This window comes from Xanthomonas sp. WHRI 6108 (assembly GCF_040202385.2).
GTDB lineage: Bacteria > Pseudomonadota > Gammaproteobacteria > Xanthomonadales > Xanthomonadaceae > Xanthomonas > Xanthomonas arboricola.
Map to the genome: position 1 here is coordinate 2,056,115 of NZ_CP168198.1, position 16,966 is coordinate 2,073,080.

The 16,966-nt window shown below is 66.6% G+C and carries 16 protein-coding genes; 10 read left to right on the plus strand and 6 right to left on the minus strand.

Going from position 1 to position 16,966, the window contains the following annotated elements; all coding sequences use genetic code 11:
- The 9 genes from hisG (at window position 1) to ABQ039_RS08925 (ending at window position 8,872) form a co-directional block, all read left to right on the plus strand.
- Window positions 1-915 (plus strand): ATP phosphoribosyltransferase, encoded by a 915-nt coding sequence (hisG, locus tag ABQ039_RS08885; RefSeq protein WP_349777848.1) that lies wholly within the window; start codon window positions 1-3, stop codon window positions 913-915.
- A complete protein-coding gene (gene hisD / locus ABQ039_RS08890; protein WP_349777847.1) occupies window positions 912-2,207 on the plus strand; it encodes a histidinol dehydrogenase in 1,296 nt (431 codons plus the stop codon). Before hisG ends, hisD begins: the two co-directional genes overlap by 4 nt.
- On the plus strand, window positions 2,204-3,295 hold the full coding sequence (gene hisC, locus ABQ039_RS08895; RefSeq protein WP_065032268.1) for a histidinol-phosphate transaminase: 1,092 nt from the start codon (window positions 2,204-2,206) through the stop codon (window positions 3,293-3,295). Before hisD ends, hisC begins: the two co-directional genes overlap by 4 nt.
- Entirely contained in the window at window positions 3,292-4,419 is a 1,128-nt protein-coding gene (hisB, locus tag ABQ039_RS08900; RefSeq protein ID WP_024937745.1) for a bifunctional histidinol-phosphatase/imidazoleglycerol-phosphate dehydratase HisB, read from the plus strand. Before hisC ends, hisB begins: the two co-directional genes overlap by 4 nt.
- On the plus strand, window positions 4,416-5,018 hold the full coding sequence (hisH, locus tag ABQ039_RS08905) for an imidazole glycerol phosphate synthase subunit HisH (RefSeq protein ID WP_349777846.1): 603 nt from the start codon (window positions 4,416-4,418) through the stop codon (window positions 5,016-5,018). The genes hisB and hisH overlap by 4 nt, the downstream gene beginning before the upstream one ends.
- Window positions 5,015-5,749 carry a 1-(5-phosphoribosyl)-5-[(5-phosphoribosylamino)methylideneamino]imidazole-4-carboxamide isomerase gene (gene hisA, locus ABQ039_RS08910; RefSeq protein ID WP_349777845.1) on the plus strand — a complete coding sequence of 245 codons (735 nt, stop codon included), beginning with the start codon at window positions 5,015-5,017 and terminating at the stop codon, window positions 5,747-5,749. The genes hisH and hisA overlap by 4 nt, the downstream gene beginning before the upstream one ends.
- The gene (hisF, locus tag ABQ039_RS08915) at window positions 5,743-6,519 is read left to right on the plus strand and encodes an imidazole glycerol phosphate synthase subunit HisF (protein ID WP_046342440.1); all 777 of its coding nucleotides are present in this window, start codon (window positions 5,743-5,745) and stop codon (window positions 6,517-6,519) included. The genes hisA and hisF overlap by 7 nt, the downstream gene beginning before the upstream one ends.
- Window positions 6,509-7,129 (plus strand): bifunctional phosphoribosyl-AMP cyclohydrolase/phosphoribosyl-ATP diphosphatase HisIE, encoded by a 621-nt coding sequence (gene hisIE, locus ABQ039_RS08920; RefSeq protein ID WP_047125464.1) that lies wholly within the window; start codon window positions 6,509-6,511, stop codon window positions 7,127-7,129. Before hisF ends, hisIE begins: the two co-directional genes overlap by 11 nt.
- 156 nt (window positions 7,130-7,285) lie before the next feature.
- The gene (locus ABQ039_RS08925; RefSeq protein WP_349777844.1) at window positions 7,286-8,872 is read left to right on the plus strand and encodes a calcineurin-like phosphoesterase family protein; all 1,587 of its coding nucleotides are present in this window, start codon (window positions 7,286-7,288) and stop codon (window positions 8,870-8,872) included.
- A 274-nt stretch (window positions 8,873-9,146) separates the two neighbouring features.
- On the opposite strand, the gene ABQ039_RS08930 is transcribed toward ABQ039_RS08925, so the two are convergent.
- The 6 genes from ABQ039_RS08930 to ABQ039_RS08955 form a co-directional block, all read right to left on the minus strand.
- Window positions 9,147-10,223, minus strand: a complete 1,077-nt coding sequence (locus ABQ039_RS08930; RefSeq protein ID WP_349777843.1) for a C13 family peptidase — start codon at window positions 10,221-10,223, stop codon at window positions 9,147-9,149.
- 314 nt (window positions 10,224-10,537) lie between these two features.
- On the minus strand, window positions 10,538-11,236 hold the full coding sequence (gene mtnC, locus ABQ039_RS08935; RefSeq protein WP_349777842.1) for an acireductone synthase: 699 nt from the start codon (window positions 11,234-11,236) through the stop codon (window positions 10,538-10,540).
- Between the two features lie 2 nt (window positions 11,237-11,238).
- Window positions 11,239-11,805 (minus strand): acireductone dioxygenase, encoded by a 567-nt coding sequence (locus ABQ039_RS08940; protein WP_024937737.1) that lies wholly within the window; start codon window positions 11,803-11,805, stop codon window positions 11,239-11,241.
- 40 nt (window positions 11,806-11,845) lie between these two features.
- Window positions 11,846-12,499, minus strand: coding sequence for a methylthioribulose 1-phosphate dehydratase (locus ABQ039_RS08945; protein WP_016904399.1), 654 nt, complete (start codon window positions 12,497-12,499; stop codon window positions 11,846-11,848).
- Window positions 12,500-13,115: 616 nt separating this feature from the next.
- Window positions 13,116-14,546: an amino acid permease gene (locus tag ABQ039_RS08950; protein WP_016904398.1), complete on the minus strand. Its 1,431-nt coding sequence runs from the start codon at window positions 14,544-14,546 to the stop codon at window positions 13,116-13,118.
- A 128-nt stretch (window positions 14,547-14,674) separates the two neighbouring features.
- Window positions 14,675-16,147, minus strand: coding sequence for an amino acid permease (locus ABQ039_RS08955; RefSeq protein ID WP_024937736.1), 1,473 nt, complete (start codon window positions 16,145-16,147; stop codon window positions 14,675-14,677).
- 140 nt (window positions 16,148-16,287) lie between these two features.
- Between ABQ039_RS08955 and ABQ039_RS08960 the strand changes: the two genes are divergently transcribed.
- Window positions 16,288-16,875, plus strand: a complete 588-nt coding sequence (locus tag ABQ039_RS08960; protein ID WP_349777841.1) for an NUDIX hydrolase — start codon at window positions 16,288-16,290, stop codon at window positions 16,873-16,875.
- The last annotated feature ends 91 nt before the right edge of the window (window positions 16,876-16,966 follow it).

Genomic DNA, 16,966 nt, shown 5'->3' on the forward strand with positions numbered 1-16,966 from the left:
ATGAGTGCTTCCACGGCAGCACCGGCACGTGACCGGTTGCGTATCGCCATCCAGAAGAGCGGCCGCCTGGCCGAACCGGCGCGCAGCCTGCTGGCGGCCTGCGGGCTGAGCTGGCGGCAGAGCCGCGACAAGCTGTTCTGCTACGGCGAATCGCTGCCGGTGGACCTGCTGCTGGTGCGCGATGACGACATCCCCGGCCTGATCGCCGATGGCGTCTGCGATCTGGGCATCGTTGGCCAGAACGAACTCGAAGAGCAGGCATCCGAGCGCCGCCGCAGCGGCCTGCCGGCCGCGTATCACGCGGTGCGCGGAGTCGGTTTCGGCCAGTGCCGGTTGATGCTCGCGGTGCCGGAAGAGTGGGACTGGCAGGGCGTGGCGCAACTGGCCGGCAAGCGCATCGCCACCAGCTACCCGTCAATCCTGGCCGACTGGCTGGAGCGCCAGGGCATCGACGCGGCGGTGGTGGAGCTGTCCGGCTCGGTGGAGATCGCCCCGCGCCTGGGCACCGCCGATTTGATTTGCGATCTGGTTTCCAGCGGCGCCACCCTGGCCGCCAACCAGCTCAAGCCGGTCGAGCTGGTGATGGAGAGCGAAGCAGTGCTGGCCGGTGCGGTGCGCGAGCCGGCCGACGCACGCGCCGCGCTGCTGGCGATGCTGTTGCGGCGCATGGACGGCGTGCTCAAGCTGCGCGACAGCAAGCTGCTGATGTTCCGCGCTGAACACGGCAACGTGGATGCGCTGCGCCGTCTGCTGCCCGATGCAGAGCCGCTGGTGCAGTTGCCCGACGATGGCAACGGCGCGTTGCGCCTGCAGACCATGTGTCATGGCGCGGTGACCTGGCAACGCTTGGAAGAACTCGAACGCGCAGGTGCGCAAGGTCTGATGGTGTTGACGGTGGAGCGCTCGCTGGCATGAATATTCTCGATTGGTCGCAACTGGACGCCGCTGCACGGACGCAGGCATTGACCCGCCCGGTGCAGACCGTGGCCACGCAGACGCGCGACGCGGTGGCTGCATTGATTGCCGATGTGCGCACACGCGGCGATGCCGCCTTGCGCGAGATCACCGCGCGTTTCGATGGCGTGGCGCTGGACAGCTTTGCCGTGAGCGAGTCCGAATTCGCTGCCGCCGAAGCGGCCGTGGCGCCGGAACTGCGTCAGGCCATGCAGGATGCGGTGGCGCGCATCGACACCTTCCACCGCGCCGGCATGAGCGACGGCTATGCGGTGGAGACCGCGCCGGGCGTGGTGTGCGAAAAGATCGTGCGGCCGATCGGCCGGGTCGGCCTGTACGTGCCGGCCGGCAGTGCGCCGTTGCCGTCGACTGCGTTGATGCTGGGCGTGCCGGCCCGTCTGGCCGGGTGCCGCGAGGTGGTGTTGTGCACGCCGCCACGCAAGGACGGCAGCGTGGATCCGGCGGTGCTGGTCGCCGCGCAGCTGACCGGCGTGCGCCGGGTGTTCAAGCTCGGCGGTGCGCAGGCGATTGCGGCAATGGCGTATGGCAGCGAATCGGTTCCGAGTTGCGACAAGCTGTTCGGCCCGGGCAACAGCTTCGTCACCGAGGCCAAGCAGCAGGTGGCGCAGTCCGGCGCGGCGGCCATCGACATGCCGGCCGGTCCGTCCGAAGTGCTGGTGATCGCCGATGCCGGTGCGCAGCCGGCCTTCGTTGCCGCCGATCTGCTGTCGCAGGCCGAACACGGCCCGGACTCGCAGGTGCTGCTGCTGTCCGACAGCGATGCGCTGATCGCAGCGGTGCAGGTGGAACTCGATGCCCAGCTGGCGCAACTGTCGCGCGCCGGGATCGCACGCCAGGCGCTGGCGCAATCGCGCCTGATCAAGGTGCAGACCCTGGACGAGGCGTTTGCGATCAGCAACCGCTATGCACCGGAACATTTGATTCTCGCGCTGCGCGAGCCGCGTGCGTGGCTGAGCCAAGTCGAAGCGGCCGGCTCGGTGTTTCTCGGCGATTACACGCCCGAAGCATTGGGCGATTACTGCAGCGGCACCAACCATGTGTTGCCGACCAGCGGCGCGGCGCGCGCCTACAGCGGCGTGAGCGTGGCCAGCTTCCAGAATATGGTCAGCGTGCAGGCCGCCAGCAAGGCCGGCATCGACGGCATCGGCGCATGCGCGCTGATTCTGGCGCGCGCCGAAGGCCTGGATGCGCACGCCAATGCAGTGGCATTGCGCATGGGAGTGGCAGCATGAGCACGTCATCGATTCTGGATCTGGTGCGCGAGGACCTGCGTGCGTTCGCCGGCTATTCGTCGGCACGCACCAGCGCCGTGCAGGGCGATGTGTGGCTCAACGCCAACGAGTCGGCCTGGGGCAATCCGGCCGACCCGGGCGCAAGCACGCGGCGGTATCCGGATCCGCAACCCAAGGGTTTACGCAGTGCACTGGCGGCGCTGTACGGCTGCGCGCCCGAGCAGCTGTTGATCGGCCGCGGCAGCGACGAGGCGATCGATCTGCTGGTGCGCGGCCTGTGCGCCCCCGGGCGCGATGCGGTGGTGGTGACGCCGCCGGTGTTCGGCATGTACGCGGTGTGCGCGCGCCTGCAGAACGCACCCCTGGTCGAGGTGCCGCTGGTGGACGGGCCTGCGGGTTTCCACGCGGATATCCCGGCGATCGTCGCGGCAGCGCTGGCCTCGCAGGCCAAGCTGGTGTTCCTGTGTTCGCCGTCCAACCCGGCGGGCTCGGCGATTGCCCTGGACGCGATCGAAACCGCCGTGCAGGCCCTGCAGGGCAAAGCGCTGGTGGTGGTCGACGAGGCCTACGGCGAATTCTCCGATGTGCCATCGGCTGTGAGCCTGCTTGCGCGCTACGACAATCTGGCGGTGTTGCGCACGCTGTCCAAGGCGCATGCGCTGGCAGCGGCGCGCATCGGCAGCCTGATCGCCAACGCCGAGCTGATCGCCCTGCTGCGGCGCTGCCAGGCGCCGTACCCGGTGCCGACGCCGTGCGCGGCAATGGCCGAGCAGGCCTTGTCGGCGCCTGCGCTGGAGGTCACGCGTCGGCGCATCGCCGAGGTGCGCAGCGAGCGCACGCGCGTGCACCAGGCGCTCGAGCAGCTTGCCGGTGTGCGTCAGGTGTATCCCTCGCAGGGCAACTTCCTGCTGGTGCGCTTCGACGATGCCGAGGCGGCGTTCCAGGCGCTGCTGGAGGCCGGTGTGGTGGTACGCGACCAACGCGCGGTTGCGCAGCTGTCCGACGCGCTGCGCATCACCCTGGGCACGCCCGAACAGAACGAGCGCGTGCTGAGCGCGCTGCAACGCAAGCAGGAGGCCGCCGCATGACCCCGATTCTTTTCGTCGACCGCGACGGCACGCTGATCACCGAGCCGGCCGATTACCAGATCGACGCCTATGAAAAACTGCGCCTGGTCGACAACGTGATTCCGGCGATGCTGAAGTTGCGCGATGCCGGCTATCAGTTCGTCATCGTCAGTAACCAGGACGGGCTGGGCAGCGACAGCTATCCGCGCGCGTCCTTCGATGGCCCCAACAACCTGATGCTGCAGATCTTCGCCAGCCAGGGCATCGTGTTCCGCGAAGTGTTGATTGATTGCAGCTGGCCGGCCGACAACGCGCCCACGCGCAAACCCGGGGTCGGCCTGATGGTGCCTTACCTGCAGGACCGCACGATCGACTGGGCACGCTCGGCAATGGTGGGCGACCGCATCACCGACATCCAGTTCGCGCAGAACCTCAATATCCGTGGCTTCCAGTTGCGCACCGACGAGTTCGGTGGCGAGTGGGACTGGCCCGGCATCGCGCACGAGCTGGCCGATGCGCCAAGGCGTGCGGTGGTTCAACGCAACACCAAGGAAACAAAGATCCGCGTCGAACTGGATCTGGACCGCGTGGCCGAGCCGAAGACCGCCACCGGCCTGCCGTTCTTCGATCACATGCTGGAACAGATCGGCAAGCACGGCGGCTTTGCGCTGGACATCCGTGCCGAAGGCGACCTGCACATCGACGAGCACCACACCATCGAAGACACCGGTCTGGCGCTGGGCCAAGCCTTGCGCGAGGCGCTGGGCGACAAGCGCGGCATCGGCCGTTACGGCTTCGATCCCGACGACAGCCCGTGGCGCGTGGCCGGCGACACCGCGCAGCATGGCTTCACGCTGCCAATGGACGAAACCATCGCCAGTGCCGCGCTGGATTTCAGTGGCCGGCCGTACTTCGTGTTCGAAGGCGAGTTCAAACGCGAACGTGTGGGCGACATGCCGACCGAACTGGTGCCGCATTTCTTCCGTTCGATCTGCGACGCCTCGGGTTTGAACCTGCACCTGAGCGTGCGCGGTGAGAACGATCACCACAAGGTCGAAGCCTGCTTCAAGGCCCTGGCGCGTGCGTTGCGCCAGGCGATCCGTCGCGAAGGCACCGCGTTGCCCACCACCAAGGGTGCGCTATGACCGATGTCGCGTTGATCGATGCCGGCGGCGCCAACCTGGGCTCGGTGCGCTACGCGTTGGAGCGGCTGGGCGTGGAAGCGCGCCTGGTACGCGATGCAGCCGGGTTGCAGGGCGCGCAGCGGGTGATCCTGCCTGGCGTCGGCGCTGCGCCCGAAGCGATGTCGCGCCTGCACGCACAGGGCCTGGTCGAGCCGTTGCGACAACTGCAGGTGCCACTGATCGGCATCTGCTTAGGCATGCAGTTGCTGTTCGAGCATTCCGAAGAAGGCGATGTCGATTGCCTGGGTCTGCTGCCGGGCATCGTGCGTCACATGACGCCGGCGCTCGGCATTCGCGTACCGCATATGGGTTGGAATCAGCTGGTGCCGATGCGCGCGTCCGCGCTGCTGGACGGCCTGCCGGAGCGTGCCAGTGCGTATTTCGTGCATGGTTATGCCGCGCCGGTGACGGCCAACACCGTGGCCGCCTGCGATCACGGTGGCCTGTTCACGGCGGTGGTGCAGCAAGGCCTGCGCTGCGGCGCGCAGTTCCACCCCGAGCGTTCGGCCGAAACCGGTGCACGCATCCTGCGCAATTTTCTTGAGATGAGCTTCCCATGAGTTTCACCGTTTACCCGGCCCTGGATATCCGCAACGGCCGCGTGGTGCGCCTGCTGCAAGGCGACTACGCACGCGAGACGCAGTACGGAGACGATGTGCTGCCGCGCGCGCAGGCGTTTGCCGATGCCGGCGCGCAGTGGATGCATCTGGTCGATCTGGATGCGGCAAAGGCCGGTGGTTACACCCTGGCCACCACACTGGGCGAGATCGCACGTGCCACCGGCTTGCGGGTGCAGACCGGTGGTGGCGTCCGCTCGCGCGAGGACGTGGCGCGTATCCTCGATGCCGGCGCCGCACGCGTGGTGATCGGCTCGTTGGCGGTGCGCCAGGCCGACAGCGTTATCGAATGGCTACAGGAATTTGGCGCCGATCGGCTGACCATCGCGCTGGACACGCGCCAGGACGCCGACGGCGTATGGCAGTTGCCGGTGCACGGCTGGACCGAGCCCGCCGAGGCCACGCTGGATCAGTTGGCCGTACGTTACGCGCAGGCCGGCCTGCAGCATCTGCTGTGCACCGACATCGCGCGCGACGGCATGCTGTCCGGCCCGAATATGGATTTGTACGCGCACCTGCGCACGCTGGCGCCGCAGTTGCAGGTGCAGGTGTCCGGCGGTGCGCGCAACCTGGCCGATGTCGCGGCCTCCAAGGCTGCCGGCTGCGCCGGTATCGTGCTCGGCAAGGCCTTGCTGGAAGGGCATCTGGCGTTGAAGGAGGCACTGGCATGCTGAGCCGCCGTATCATTCCGTGCCTGGACGTGCGCGACGGGCGCGTGGTCAAGGGCGTCAAGTTCCGCGACCACATCGACATGGGCGACATCGTCGAACTGGCGCTGCGCTACCGCGACCAGGGCGCAGACGAACTGGTGTTCTACGACATCGGTGCCAGCCCGGAAGGGCGCTCGGTCGACTACACCTGGGTCGAGCGGGTGGCGCGGCTGATCGATATCCCATTCTGCGTGGCCGGCGGCATCGGCAATGTGGAAACCGCGCGCGCGGTGCTGCATGCCGGTGCTGACAAGATTTCGATCAACTCGCCCGCGCTTGGCCGCCCGCAGTTGATCTCCGAGCTGGCCGATGCCTTCGGCGTGCAGTGCGTGGTGGTCGGTGTCGACTCGATTCGTGAGGACGATGGGCAGTGGAGGGTGCGTCGCTATACCGGCGACCCGAGCAAGACCCAGGCCTTGCCGATGCGCACGCTGGACTGGGTGGCCGAAGCGCAGCGCCTGGGTGCGGGCGAGATCGTGCTCAACTGCATGGACAACGACGGCGTGCGGCGCGGTTACGACATCGCGCAATTGCGTCAGGTGCGTGCACTCTGCAGCGTGCCCTTGATCGCCTCCGGCGGTGCTGGCGAGATGCAGCATTTTGCCGATGTGTTCGACCAGGCCGATGTCGATGGCGCGCTGGCGGCAAGTGTGTTTCACAGCGGCGCGATTCCGATCCCGGCACTCAAGCAATTCCTGCGCGCGCAACAGATCGAGGTACGTGATGGGCAGTAATGAGATGACAGCGGGCGACGCGCTCGCCGCGCTGGACTGGAGCAAGGGCGAGGGCCTGTTGCCGGTGGTCGTGCAGGACGCCGACAACCTGCGCGTGCTGATGCTGGGCTACATGAACGCCGAAGCGCTGGCGGTGACGCAGCAGTGTGGCGAAGTGACCTTCTTCAGCCGCAGCAAGCAGCGCCTGTGGACCAAGGGCGAGAGCTCGGGCAACGTGTTGCGGGTGGTGTCGATCGAGACCGATTGCGATGCCGACACGCTGCTGGTGCAGGCGCGCCCGCACGGGCCGACCTGCCATCTGGGCCGCACCAGCTGTTTCCCGGGCGCGCCCGGCCAGTTCCTCGGCAGCCTGGATGCCTTGATCGCCACGCGCGAGCAGGAGCGCCCGCACGGCAGCTACACCACCAAGCTGTTCGAGCAGGGCATCCGCCGCATTGCGCAGAAGGTGGGCGAGGAGGGCGTGGAAACCGCGCTGGCCGGCGTGGTGCAGGGCGATGCCGAGTTGCTCGGCGAGTCTGCCGATCTGCTGTATCACCTGATCGTGCTGCTGCGCGCGCGCGGCCTGGGCCTGGGCGACGCGGTGGCGTTGCTGGAGTCGCGGCACAAGTAACGTAGTCATGTAGGAGCGCACCCGGGCGCGACGGGCGTTATCGGTAATGCCCGTCGCGCCCGGGTGCGCTCCTACGGAAAGTGTCGGCGTCTCTTTCGCGCCGTGCGCCTGGCGAGGGCGGGTACAATTTCCGCTGATCTTCGCGCGGGAAAACGCATGCAGCTTCGCTTTGCTCTGTTGGCCCTGGGTGTGCTCGCGGGAAGCGCCTACGCGCGCGATGCCGTGGTCGATGGCACCGTCTACGAAGAACGCGACGGGCGCGCCGGGCGCAGCGCCGATGAGCCCGGCATTGCCGATGTAGCGGTCTCCAACGGCGAGCAACTGGTGCGTACCGACGCGCAAGGCCGCTATCGCCTGCCGGTGCGTGACGGGCAGACGGTGTTCGTGATCAAACCGGGCGAGCGCAGCTTCGTGCCAGCCGCCGACGGACTGCCGGGTTTCTGGCGTCACTACGCGCCCAAGGGCTCGGCCAAGCGCAAGTATCCAGGCATCGCCGCAACCGGGCGCAATACGCAGCACTGGGATTTTGCGCTGACCCCGCGCGCCAGTGCCGGCAAGGAAGGCTTCCAGATGCTGGTGTTTGCCGACAGCCAGACCGCCAGCCTGACCGACGTGGGCTACTACCAGCGCGATATCGTGGCACCGATCGTCGGCAAGACCTCGGCCAGGCTGGGCACCACGTTGGGCGATATCGTCAGCGACGATCTGAGCCTGTACCCGGCCCTGAACAAGGTGACCACCCAGCTCGGCGTGCCGTGGTTCCATGTGCCGGGCAATCACGATCTCAACGTCGACGCGGGCGACGATGCGCATTCGCTCGACAGCTGGCGTGCCGTCTATGGCCCGGACACCTATGCGGTGGAAGAGGTCAACGCCAGCTTCGTGTTTCTGGACGATGTGATCTATACGCCAGGCGGCAAACCGGCCTATGTGGGCGGCCTGCGCGAGGATCAGTTCACGTTCCTGCAGGCCTATCTGGCGCAGCTGCCGCGCGAGCGGCTGCTGGTGCTGGGCATGCATATTCCGTTGTTCGACGCGGCGCCGGGGCAGGAGACCTTTCGGCATGCCGATCGTCGCCGCCTGTTCGCCTTGTTGAAGGATTTTCCGCATGTGCTGGTGCTCAGCGCACACAGCCATACCCAGCGACAGGTCGATCACGGCGCTGACGAAGGTTGGCAGGGCGCCCGCCCGCTGCACGAATACAACGTCGGCGCGGCCTGCGGGGCGTTCTGGTCCGGTGCCAAGGATGCCGACGGCATTCCAGACGCGACGATGAGCGACGGCACGCCGAACGGGTACGCGGTGCTGCGGGTCGCGCCCGGCGGCGACTACACGCTGGCCTATCACGTCGCGCGTTCGGTCGATGATGCGCAACTGCTGCTGCACGCGCCCAAGGTGCTGCGCCAGGGTGCGTATGCGGCCTGGGGGATCTACGCCAATGTCTTCATGGGCCAGGACGACACCCTCGTCGAGATGCGCATCGACAATGGCGCATGGCAACCGATGAAGCGGGTGGAGCGCGCCGATCCGCGCCTGCTGGCCGAGAACGTGCGTGACGATGCGGCCGAGCAATTGCGCGGCTACGACCGCTCGCCCGAGGCAACGCCGTCCACGCATCTATGGCGTGGTGCGCTGCCGACCACGCTGGAAGTGGGCGAGCACGCGGTCGACGTACGCGCATCGCTGCCGACCGGGCAGTACAGCGCACGCACGGTGTATCGCTTGCAGCGCGCCGATCCCTGAAGAGGAGGCGTGTGTGGGGCGGGGGTTCTGGTGTGGAGCCCGTCGCGCATCAATGCGCTCCTACGGTGATTGGTTGTTGGTTCGTTGACGCTTGAACCCTATCGCCGGAAACACAAGCGCCTCCACGAGGGAGGCGTTTTGGGATCCGGGCTGGCAGGCGATGGCGCGCTGGCGGGGATCGATGCTGGCTGGCGTGAGCTGGCTGGCCGGGCGAGTGTAGCGAGGCTGCGCCAGCGCTGACGAAATGAGAATTAGTCTCAGTGCGTGGCAATCTTCATGGCGTCGCGGGTGGCGGCACGGGCGACGGTTTGCGCGGGCTGGCCGGTGCGGCCGGCACCTTAATCTTGGTCGGGTCGTCCAGCGACCTGCTATCGGGATCGGATTCCGGATCCTGGTCCTGCCCGGCGTCCGGGGCGGTCTCCAGCGGCGGATACGGGTAGGCTACGGCCGCGCCTGCATGTAGCCCTGCACGCCAGCGTGCCAGCACCGGCGCGATGCGCTTGCCGAGCGATTGCTGCGGCAACGACGGCAGTTCGCCTTCCTGCTTCTCACGCGCAGTGATCGCCGTCCTGGCCATATCGAACGCGGCCAGCGGGTCGTCGCTGCGGTTCATCGCATCGATCAGCCAGGCCTGGCCGAAGTAGGTTGCATTGGAGGTGTTGCCGCAGCCGAACGAGGTTCGGTCCGCGCGCGCGGCGGTGAGGATCAGCGTGTCGGGCGAACGCAGCGCCGGAATGAAGCCACCCGAGTAGCACGCCGACAGCACGATGATGCGATTGCCGATGCCAGCATCGTCCAATGCCTGGCGCAGATCCTGCGGGCTGATGAAGTCTTCCTCGTCCTGGTCCACCTGCACGTACAGCGTGTGGTCTTCGGTGCCATGGGTGGTGACGAACAGCAGCAGCGCGTCTTCCTTGCGATCCATGCGCTTGCCGATTGCGGCGAGCGTGTCGTACAGGTTGTCATAGGTTGCCAGCGGTGCGTACGGCTGCTCGCCCAGATTGTCGGGGTTGTTGACCAGCGTCACCACGCGGCCGCGCGCAGCGAAGCGTTGTTCGAACAGCTGCCTGAGGTAGAGCGTCTCGTTGCGAAACACATCGTCGCTGGCATCGCCGGCGAAGCCGACCACATACAGGTCGGTCACCCCAGGACGCTGTGGCTGCAGCGCGTTCAATGCCTGCGCAAGCGCCGCCTGGTCGACCGGGTCGACCTCATCCTTGCCTGCCGCCGCCTGCTTGGGCAGTGCGGCACCGGCATCGGGATGACAGCCGGCCATCAAGGCCACGATGACGATCAACAAGGAGAGTCGCCGCAGCAAGGCGTTCGGTCCAAAGGGGGAATGCAGCGACATGACAAACGCCGAGGTCTGGGAGGACGGGTGGAGCGCGGGGGCGCAGTGATCGCAACGCAGGCCATGACGTTGCACAACGTCCATCGATCCGCTTCAAGCACATCTTGCAGAACACGTTGCCTGCAGCAGGCCTGCCAAGTCTCGCCACTGCGCAGCGACAAGGTCGGCTGAGCCACGCCTGCAACCGCGCCGCGAGCCTGCCGTCAGGCGGGTGCGCACGGCGCGCTTGAACCGCAATGCATCAGGAGCGCATGCAACGCGGAGTAACGACTGCGCTCACCCGAGGATGAGCGCAGCGGACTTGCCGATCGCGCTTACAGCGCCAGCTCGGTGAAACTTTCCACGCGCTGGTGGCTGCCGATCTCGTCGGCCGAGCGTGGGGAGGGGTAATCCTCAAGGCGGTCCAGCAACGCGGTACGCATGCCGGCACGCTTGGCGGCGTCCAGCTCTTCGATCACGTCCGACAGGAACAGGATCTCGCCCGGCGGCACGCCGATGCGTTCGGCGATGCGGCGGTAGCTGGCGCTCTCGCGCTTGGGGCCGACCTCGGTATCGAACCAGTCGCTGATCAGCCCGCTCAGGTCGCCGGCATCGCTATGCGCGAAGAACAGCTTTTGCGCCGGCACCGAGCCGGACGAATACACATATAGCTGAATGCCGGCCGCATGCCAGGCCTGCAGCTGGATCGCCGCATCGGCATAGATGTGCGCGGTGAAGTCGGCGGTCTTGTAGCCGTCGCTCCAGATCATTCCCTGCAGCGCCTTGAGTGCGGTGTGCTTGCGATCCTCGTCGATCCAGGTCTGCAGGGTGCTGACCAGGACTTCGTCCGGCACGTCCTCGCCGATCTCGTCGGCCACCTGGTTGAGCCAGTGCCGCACCTGCGGGTGACCGCCGTGCTCCTGCACGTAAGCCGGCATGGCGCGGCGCGCATACGGAAACAACACGTCCTTGACGAACGAGATGCTGCTGGTGGTGCCTTCGATATCGGTGAGGATCGCTTGCGGTCGTGTCATCGTCAGCTGGCCTTTGGAGGTTTCTCGGGGGCGTAGCGGGGGAATTGTTGGGCGATTTCGGTGCCGGTGAAGTGGCCGACCCAGCCATCGGGCTCGGTGAAGAAGCGGATCGCCACGAAGTGCGGCTCCGGCCCCATGTCGAACCAGTGCAGGGTGCTGTCGGGCACGGCGATCAGGTCGTCCTTCACGCATTCGATCTCGTAGACCTTGTTGTCCACGTGCAGCGTGAACTGGCCCGAGCCGGCGACGAAGAAGCGCACCTCGTCTTCCTTGTGGAAGTGCTCGTCCAGGAACTTGGCGCGCATTTCCTCGCGCTTGGGATTGTCCGGCGCGATGCTGACCACATCGACGGTCTTCAGGCCGCGCTCGGCGCTGAGCCGCTCGATATCCTCGCGGTAGGCTGCCATCACCTGCTCGGGTGATGCGCCCGGCTCGATCGGCTGATTGGCCTTCCAGCGCTCGAAGGTCACGCCGATCTTGCTCAGCTCGGCGGCAATCTGCTCGCCGTCGCGGCTATCGAGCTGTGGCAGGTTGGGATCGGAATCGTTGTAGATGCGAAGTCGGCTCATGGCGATCTGGCTCACAAGGAAGGGGGGAGGTGGCGAGGACTCAGCGCGGGCCGCGCAGCTTCAGCAGTTCGAGTTCGCAATGCAGCAGGAATTCGAAGGCCTCCAGGTGACGGCGCGCCTCGGCCATGTTGCGGCCCCAGGCATACAGACCGTGTCCTTCGATGAGATACCCCCACAGGCTCTGTTTGTCCAGCAGGGCCTCGACCTGCGCGGCCAGCACCTGCATGTCCTGCGTATTGGCGAACACCGGCACGTCCACTGCCGTTTCATGTGTGGTGTTGCCTTCGAAGGCTTTCAACAGCTCATAGCCCTCCAGCCGGATCATGCCGCTGCCGGCGTACAGTCGCGAGGCAATGGTCTGCACCGGCGAATGCGTGTGCAGCACGCAGCCAATCTCGGGGAAGCGGCGATACAGCTGGGTGTGCAGCAGCGTTTCCGCAGACGGGCGCAACGGACGGCCAACCGCCAGGCCATCGAAGTCCACCACCATGATGTCTTCTTCGACCAGGCGGCCCTTGTCGCGGCCGGACACGGTGATCGCCGCGTGCTGTTCGTCCAGGCGATGGGAGAAATTGCTGCTGGTGGCCGGCGTCCAGCCGGCCTGGGCCAGCTCGCGGATATTGCCGATCAGCAGGTGCGCCAGCTCGTGCAGACGCGCGGCGCTATAGGGCAGGGGGGCAGTGGTCGCATTCATGGACCTATTCTACTGCCCCGCCGGATTACGGTCAGGTGCAGCGCAGCAGGGTTTTGTTCCTGCCAGGCCCGTACCCAGATCGGCCTACTAAACGTGAGGAGCGCGCGCCTGGCAGAGGTCAAATGCCTAGCTGGTCGGGAGCGCGGTGCCCTCACCACTTGCGGGACACGCCGTGAATCCGTCCATGGAGGCTCCTTGGCGGCATCCATGCCGCCAAGGGTCCCGCAACCGGCGAGGGCACCGCACCAGGAAGCTGATCGGTGGTCGTATGAAAAGCCGCTTGTCGCCCCCGTGTCGCACCTCAAGCCGGCGCACCAGTGTCGAACAACGCGCACTACGCACGGCGGTTACTGCTCTTCAACTGTGCATACCGCTCATCCCGATTGGTCCTTGCCCGCCCACCGTCGCGGGACCTTACGCGGCATGGATGCCGCGTAAGAGCCTACGAGGACGTACTTGCGGCGTGTCCCGCGCCGGTGGGCGGGCAAGGGCCCTGCAGCCAGGCCGCAGACCAGCACCCACCAACCAAGCTACAGATCAGCCCGCCCAGATCAGCCGCTCTGCGATAGACCGGCGCGCAGGCGTTCTATCAGCCGCTCTCAGCCCATGCGTGTGATCAACGACCGTCGCGCAGACGGCTGTGGCGGTAACCGTAGCCGAAATAGACCACCAGCCCGACCAGCGTCCACACCCCCATCAGCATCCAGTTGTGCAGGGTCATCGCCGACAGCAGCGCCAGGCAGCTCAACACGCCGGCGCTGCAGATCAGCCAGGCCACCGGCATGCGGAACGGACGCGGCAGTTCCGGGTGGGTACGGCGCAGGATCAGCACGCCGGCGCACACCGCGGCGAAGGCGATCAGCGTGCCCATCGAGGTCAGCTCGCCCAGCACATCCAGCGGGAACACCGCTGCCAGCAGGGCGATGCCCACGCCGGTGATCACGGTATTGACGTGCGGGGTGCGGTACTTGGGATGGATGCGGGTGAAGATCGACGGCAGCAGCCCGTCGCGCGCGATGATCATGAAGATGCGTGGCTGGCCGATGATCATCACCAGCACCACCGACGACAGCCCGATCAGCGCGCCGACTTCCACCACCACGCGCAACCAGGCCAGCTGCGGATGCGCCGCCACCGCGGTCACCACCGGCTCGTCGGTGCCGAGCAGGGTGTAGGGCACCAGGCCGGTCATCACCGCCGCCATGGCGATGTACAGCACGGTGCAGATGACCAGCGACAGGATCATGCCGATCGGCAGGTCGCGTTGCGGGCGGTGCGACTCCTGTGCCGCCACCGACACTGCCTCGAAGCCGATATAGGCGAAGAACACCATCGCCGCGCCGCGCAGCACGCCTTCCATGCCGTACTTGCCCGGACCTTCGTTGGCCGGAATGAACGGGTGCCAGTTGGCGGTATCCACGTACTTCCAGCCCACCGCGATCACCAGCAGGATCAGCCCGGTCTTGAGGATCACCATCGCCATGTTCATCGCTGACGACTTGCGGATGCCCACGTAGCACAGCCAGGTCAGCAGCAGCACGATACCGGCGGCAGGCAGGTTGGCGATTGCGCCGGTGCGCTGCAGCTTGCCGTCCAGCGGCGCGCTGACCAGGGCGGCCGGCAGGTGAATGTTGAAATGTTCCAGCAGGCTGAGGAAATAGCCGGTCCAGCTGACCGCCACCGCCGAGGCGGACACGCCGTACTCCAGCACCAGCATCCAGCCGATGAACCAGGCCGCCAGTTCGCCGAAGGTGGCATAGGTATAGGTGTAGGCGCTGCCGGATACCGGCACCATCGCCGCGAACTCGGCGTAGGCCATTGCGCAGAACGCGCAGCACACCGCGGCCAGCACGAACGACAGCATGATCGCCGGGCCGGCGTGGTCGGCCGCGGCCTGGCCGGTGATGACGAAGATGCCGCCGCCGATCACCGCCCCGATGCCCAGGGCGGTCAGCCCCCACGGCCCGAGTGCGCGTTGCAGGCCCAGCCCGTCGGCCGCCTCGTGGCTGGCGTGCGGGTGCTTGGTGGCCCAGAGTTGCTTGAACATGCAGCGGTTCCTGTTGAATCCCTGCACATGGCGGTGCGGGCGTGTGCGAGATGTGCGGGCTGTTGCGAGGGACTCGTGTCGTCAAATCCCCGCACACGGATGTGCGGGCTCTTGCGAGGGACTCGCAATCAAACCTTGCGGGCCAGCCGGCTATGGCGAATGCCATAACCGAAATAGATGACCAGGCCGATCATGGTCCAGCCCACGAACACCTTCCAGTGTTCCTGGAAGGCCTGGAAGAACAGGAACAGGCAGGCCAGCGCGCCCAGCGGGCAGATCAGCATCGCCAGCGGCACCCGGAACGGGCGCGGCAGATCCGGCTTGGTGAAACGCAGCACCATCACCCCGGCGCACACGGTGGCAAAGGCGAGCAGGGTGCCCATCGACACCAGTTCGCCCAGCACGCTGAGCGGGATCAACCCTGCCAGCAGCGCCGCGACCACGCCGACGAAGATCGTCCCGACATAGGGGGTATGGAACTTCGGATGCACCTTGCCGAACAGTCGGGGCATCAACCCATCCTTGGCCATGGTGTAGAAGATGCGCGGCTGCGCCATCAGCATCACCAGCACCACCGAGGACAGGCCGGCGATCGCGCCGATCTCCACCGCGGTCTTGAGCCAGGTCAGTTGCGGGTGCGCTTCCAGCGCGGTGGCTACCGGCTTGGCGGTGCCGAGCTGGGTATAGGGCAGCAGGCCGGTCAGCACCGCGCAGACGATGATGTAGATGACGGTGCAGACCGCCAGCGATACCAGAATGCCGATCGGCATGTTCTTCTGCGGATCCTTGGTCTCGCCAGCGGAGGTGGAGACCGCGTCAAAGCCGATATACGAGAAGAACACGATGGACGCGGCGCGGAACACGCCGTCCCAGCCGAACTGGCCCGGCCCGGTGTTCTCCGGGATGAAGGGATGCCAGTTGGCCGGGTCGATGTAGGCGATACCGAAGCCGACGAACAGGCAGATCACCACCACCTTGATCGCCACCACGATGGCGTTGGCGAACGCCGACTGGGTGACGCCCACGTAGCACAGCATGCTCACCGCAGCCACGATCAGCACGGCCGGCAGGTTGATGAGGTTGCCGGAGCTGACAAAGTTGTGGCCGTCCCAGGCCAGTGGCGCGCCGGCCAGCTCGGCCGGGAACGGCAATCCAAGCGTTCCGGTCAGGAAACTGATCAGGTAGGCGGACCAGCCGACCGCAACGCTGGAGCCGGCGAACAGGTATTCCAGCACCAGGCACCAGCCGATGAACCAGGCGATGCCCTCGCCGAGGGTGGCATATGAATACGAGTAGGCGCTGCCGGAGACCGGCATCATCGCCGCGAACTCCGCGTAGCACAGGCCGGCGAACGCACAGGCGATGCCGGCGAAGACGAAGGACAGCATCACCGCCGGGCCGGCATGGTTGGCAGCGGCCTGGCCGGTCAGCACGAAGATGCCGGCACCGATCACCGCACCGATTCCCAACATGATCAGGTGCTTGGCGGTCAGGGTGCGTTGCAGGGTGGCTTCGCCTTGCAGGCTGCCTTCGACCGGTTCGCCCCCGTCGACATGTCCAGCGGGCTCGATCGGTTTGACCCTCAACAGAGACTTCAGCATTCGGTACATCCCTAAGTGGCAACTAAGGCGCGCGCGCCTGGGCGAAGGTGGTGCGCCGCGTCCCGGTGGGACAGGCAAGCGGCCTACCTTGCCAAAGCTACACGCTCACGACAAGCGCGTACGCAGCATGAATGGCGATAATGGCCGCCTGGCCCGCAACGGGCGACCGGGAACGACAGATGGTGGATGCAACCCTGCAACAGCGATTGGCCGACTACCGCGCACGCTGGCCGGACGAAGCGGAGCTGGCCGAGCAGTTCGCTCAGCTGCTGGACGATGCCACCAACCCGTTCCTGCGCGAGCGTGTCGAAGGTCATTTCACCGGCTCGGCGTGGGTGGTCAGTGCCGATGGCACGCGCACGTTGCTGACCCATCACCGCAAGCTGCAACGCTGGCTGCAGCTGGGGGGGCACGCCGACGGCGACCGCGACCTGGCGCAGGTGGCCTTGCGCGAGGCGCAGGAGGAGTCCGGATTGACCGGCTTGCGCCTGGCTGACGCGGCCATCTTCGACCTGGACCGGCACTGGATTCCCGCGCGCGGCGAGGTGGCCGGGCACTGGCATTACGATGCGCGCTATGTGGTGGTGGCGGGAGCGGAAGAGGCATTCGAAGTCAGCGAGGAATCGCTGGCCCTGGCGTGGCGCCCGGTCGCCGAACTGCTTGCCGATCCGCAGCTGGATCCGTCGATGCGGCGCATGGCCGAGAAGTGGGTGGCGCGCGCGCATTGAGCAGCTTCTTAGCGCCCCTTTCGTCGGGGTAATAAGGCGCTGCTTGCGCGCCACTGGCGCTCGCGCCGCAAGCGCGGGCACTGCGCTTGTT

Excerpts from the sequence above, each read along its gene's own strand:
- ABQ039_RS08955 (WP_024937736.1), bottom strand. The coding sequence starts at position 16,147 with ATGCTGAAGTCTCTGTTGAGGGTCAAACCGATCGAGCCCGCTGGACAT.
- hisG (WP_349777848.1), top strand. The coding sequence starts at position 1 with ATGAGTGCTTCCACGGCAGCACCGGCACGTGACCGGTTGCGTATCGCC.
- hisD (WP_349777847.1), top strand. The coding sequence starts at position 912 with ATGAATATTCTCGATTGGTCGCAACTGGACGCCGCTGCACGGACGCAG.
- ABQ039_RS08945 (WP_016904399.1), bottom strand. The coding sequence starts at position 12,499 with ATGAATGCGACCACTGCCCCCCTGCCCTATAGCGCCGCGCGTCTGCAC.
- hisH (WP_349777846.1), top strand. The coding sequence starts at position 4,416 with ATGACCGATGTCGCGTTGATCGATGCCGGCGGCGCCAACCTGGGCTCG.
- hisF (WP_046342440.1), top strand. The coding sequence starts at position 5,743 with ATGCTGAGCCGCCGTATCATTCCGTGCCTGGACGTGCGCGACGGGCGC.
- hisIE (WP_047125464.1), top strand. The coding sequence starts at position 6,509 with ATGGGCAGTAATGAGATGACAGCGGGCGACGCGCTCGCCGCGCTGGAC.
- mtnC (WP_349777842.1), bottom strand. The coding sequence starts at position 11,236 with ATGACACGACCGCAAGCGATCCTCACCGATATCGAAGGCACCACCAGC.
- hisC (WP_065032268.1), top strand. The coding sequence starts at position 2,204 with ATGAGCACGTCATCGATTCTGGATCTGGTGCGCGAGGACCTGCGTGCG.
- hisA (WP_349777845.1), top strand. The coding sequence starts at position 5,015 with ATGAGTTTCACCGTTTACCCGGCCCTGGATATCCGCAACGGCCGCGTG.
- hisB (WP_024937745.1), top strand. The coding sequence starts at position 3,292 with ATGACCCCGATTCTTTTCGTCGACCGCGACGGCACGCTGATCACCGAG.
- ABQ039_RS08960 (WP_349777841.1), top strand. The coding sequence starts at position 16,288 with ATGGCCGCCTGGCCCGCAACGGGCGACCGGGAACGACAGATGGTGGAT.
- ABQ039_RS08950 (WP_016904398.1), bottom strand. The coding sequence starts at position 14,546 with ATGTTCAAGCAACTCTGGGCCACCAAGCACCCGCACGCCAGCCACGAG.
- ABQ039_RS08930 (WP_349777843.1), bottom strand. The coding sequence starts at position 10,223 with ATGTCGCTGCATTCCCCCTTTGGACCGAACGCCTTGCTGCGGCGACTC.
- ABQ039_RS08940 (WP_024937737.1), bottom strand. The coding sequence starts at position 11,805 with ATGAGCCGACTTCGCATCTACAACGATTCCGATCCCAACCTGCCACAG.
- ABQ039_RS08925 (WP_349777844.1), top strand. The coding sequence starts at position 7,286 with ATGCAGCTTCGCTTTGCTCTGTTGGCCCTGGGTGTGCTCGCGGGAAGC.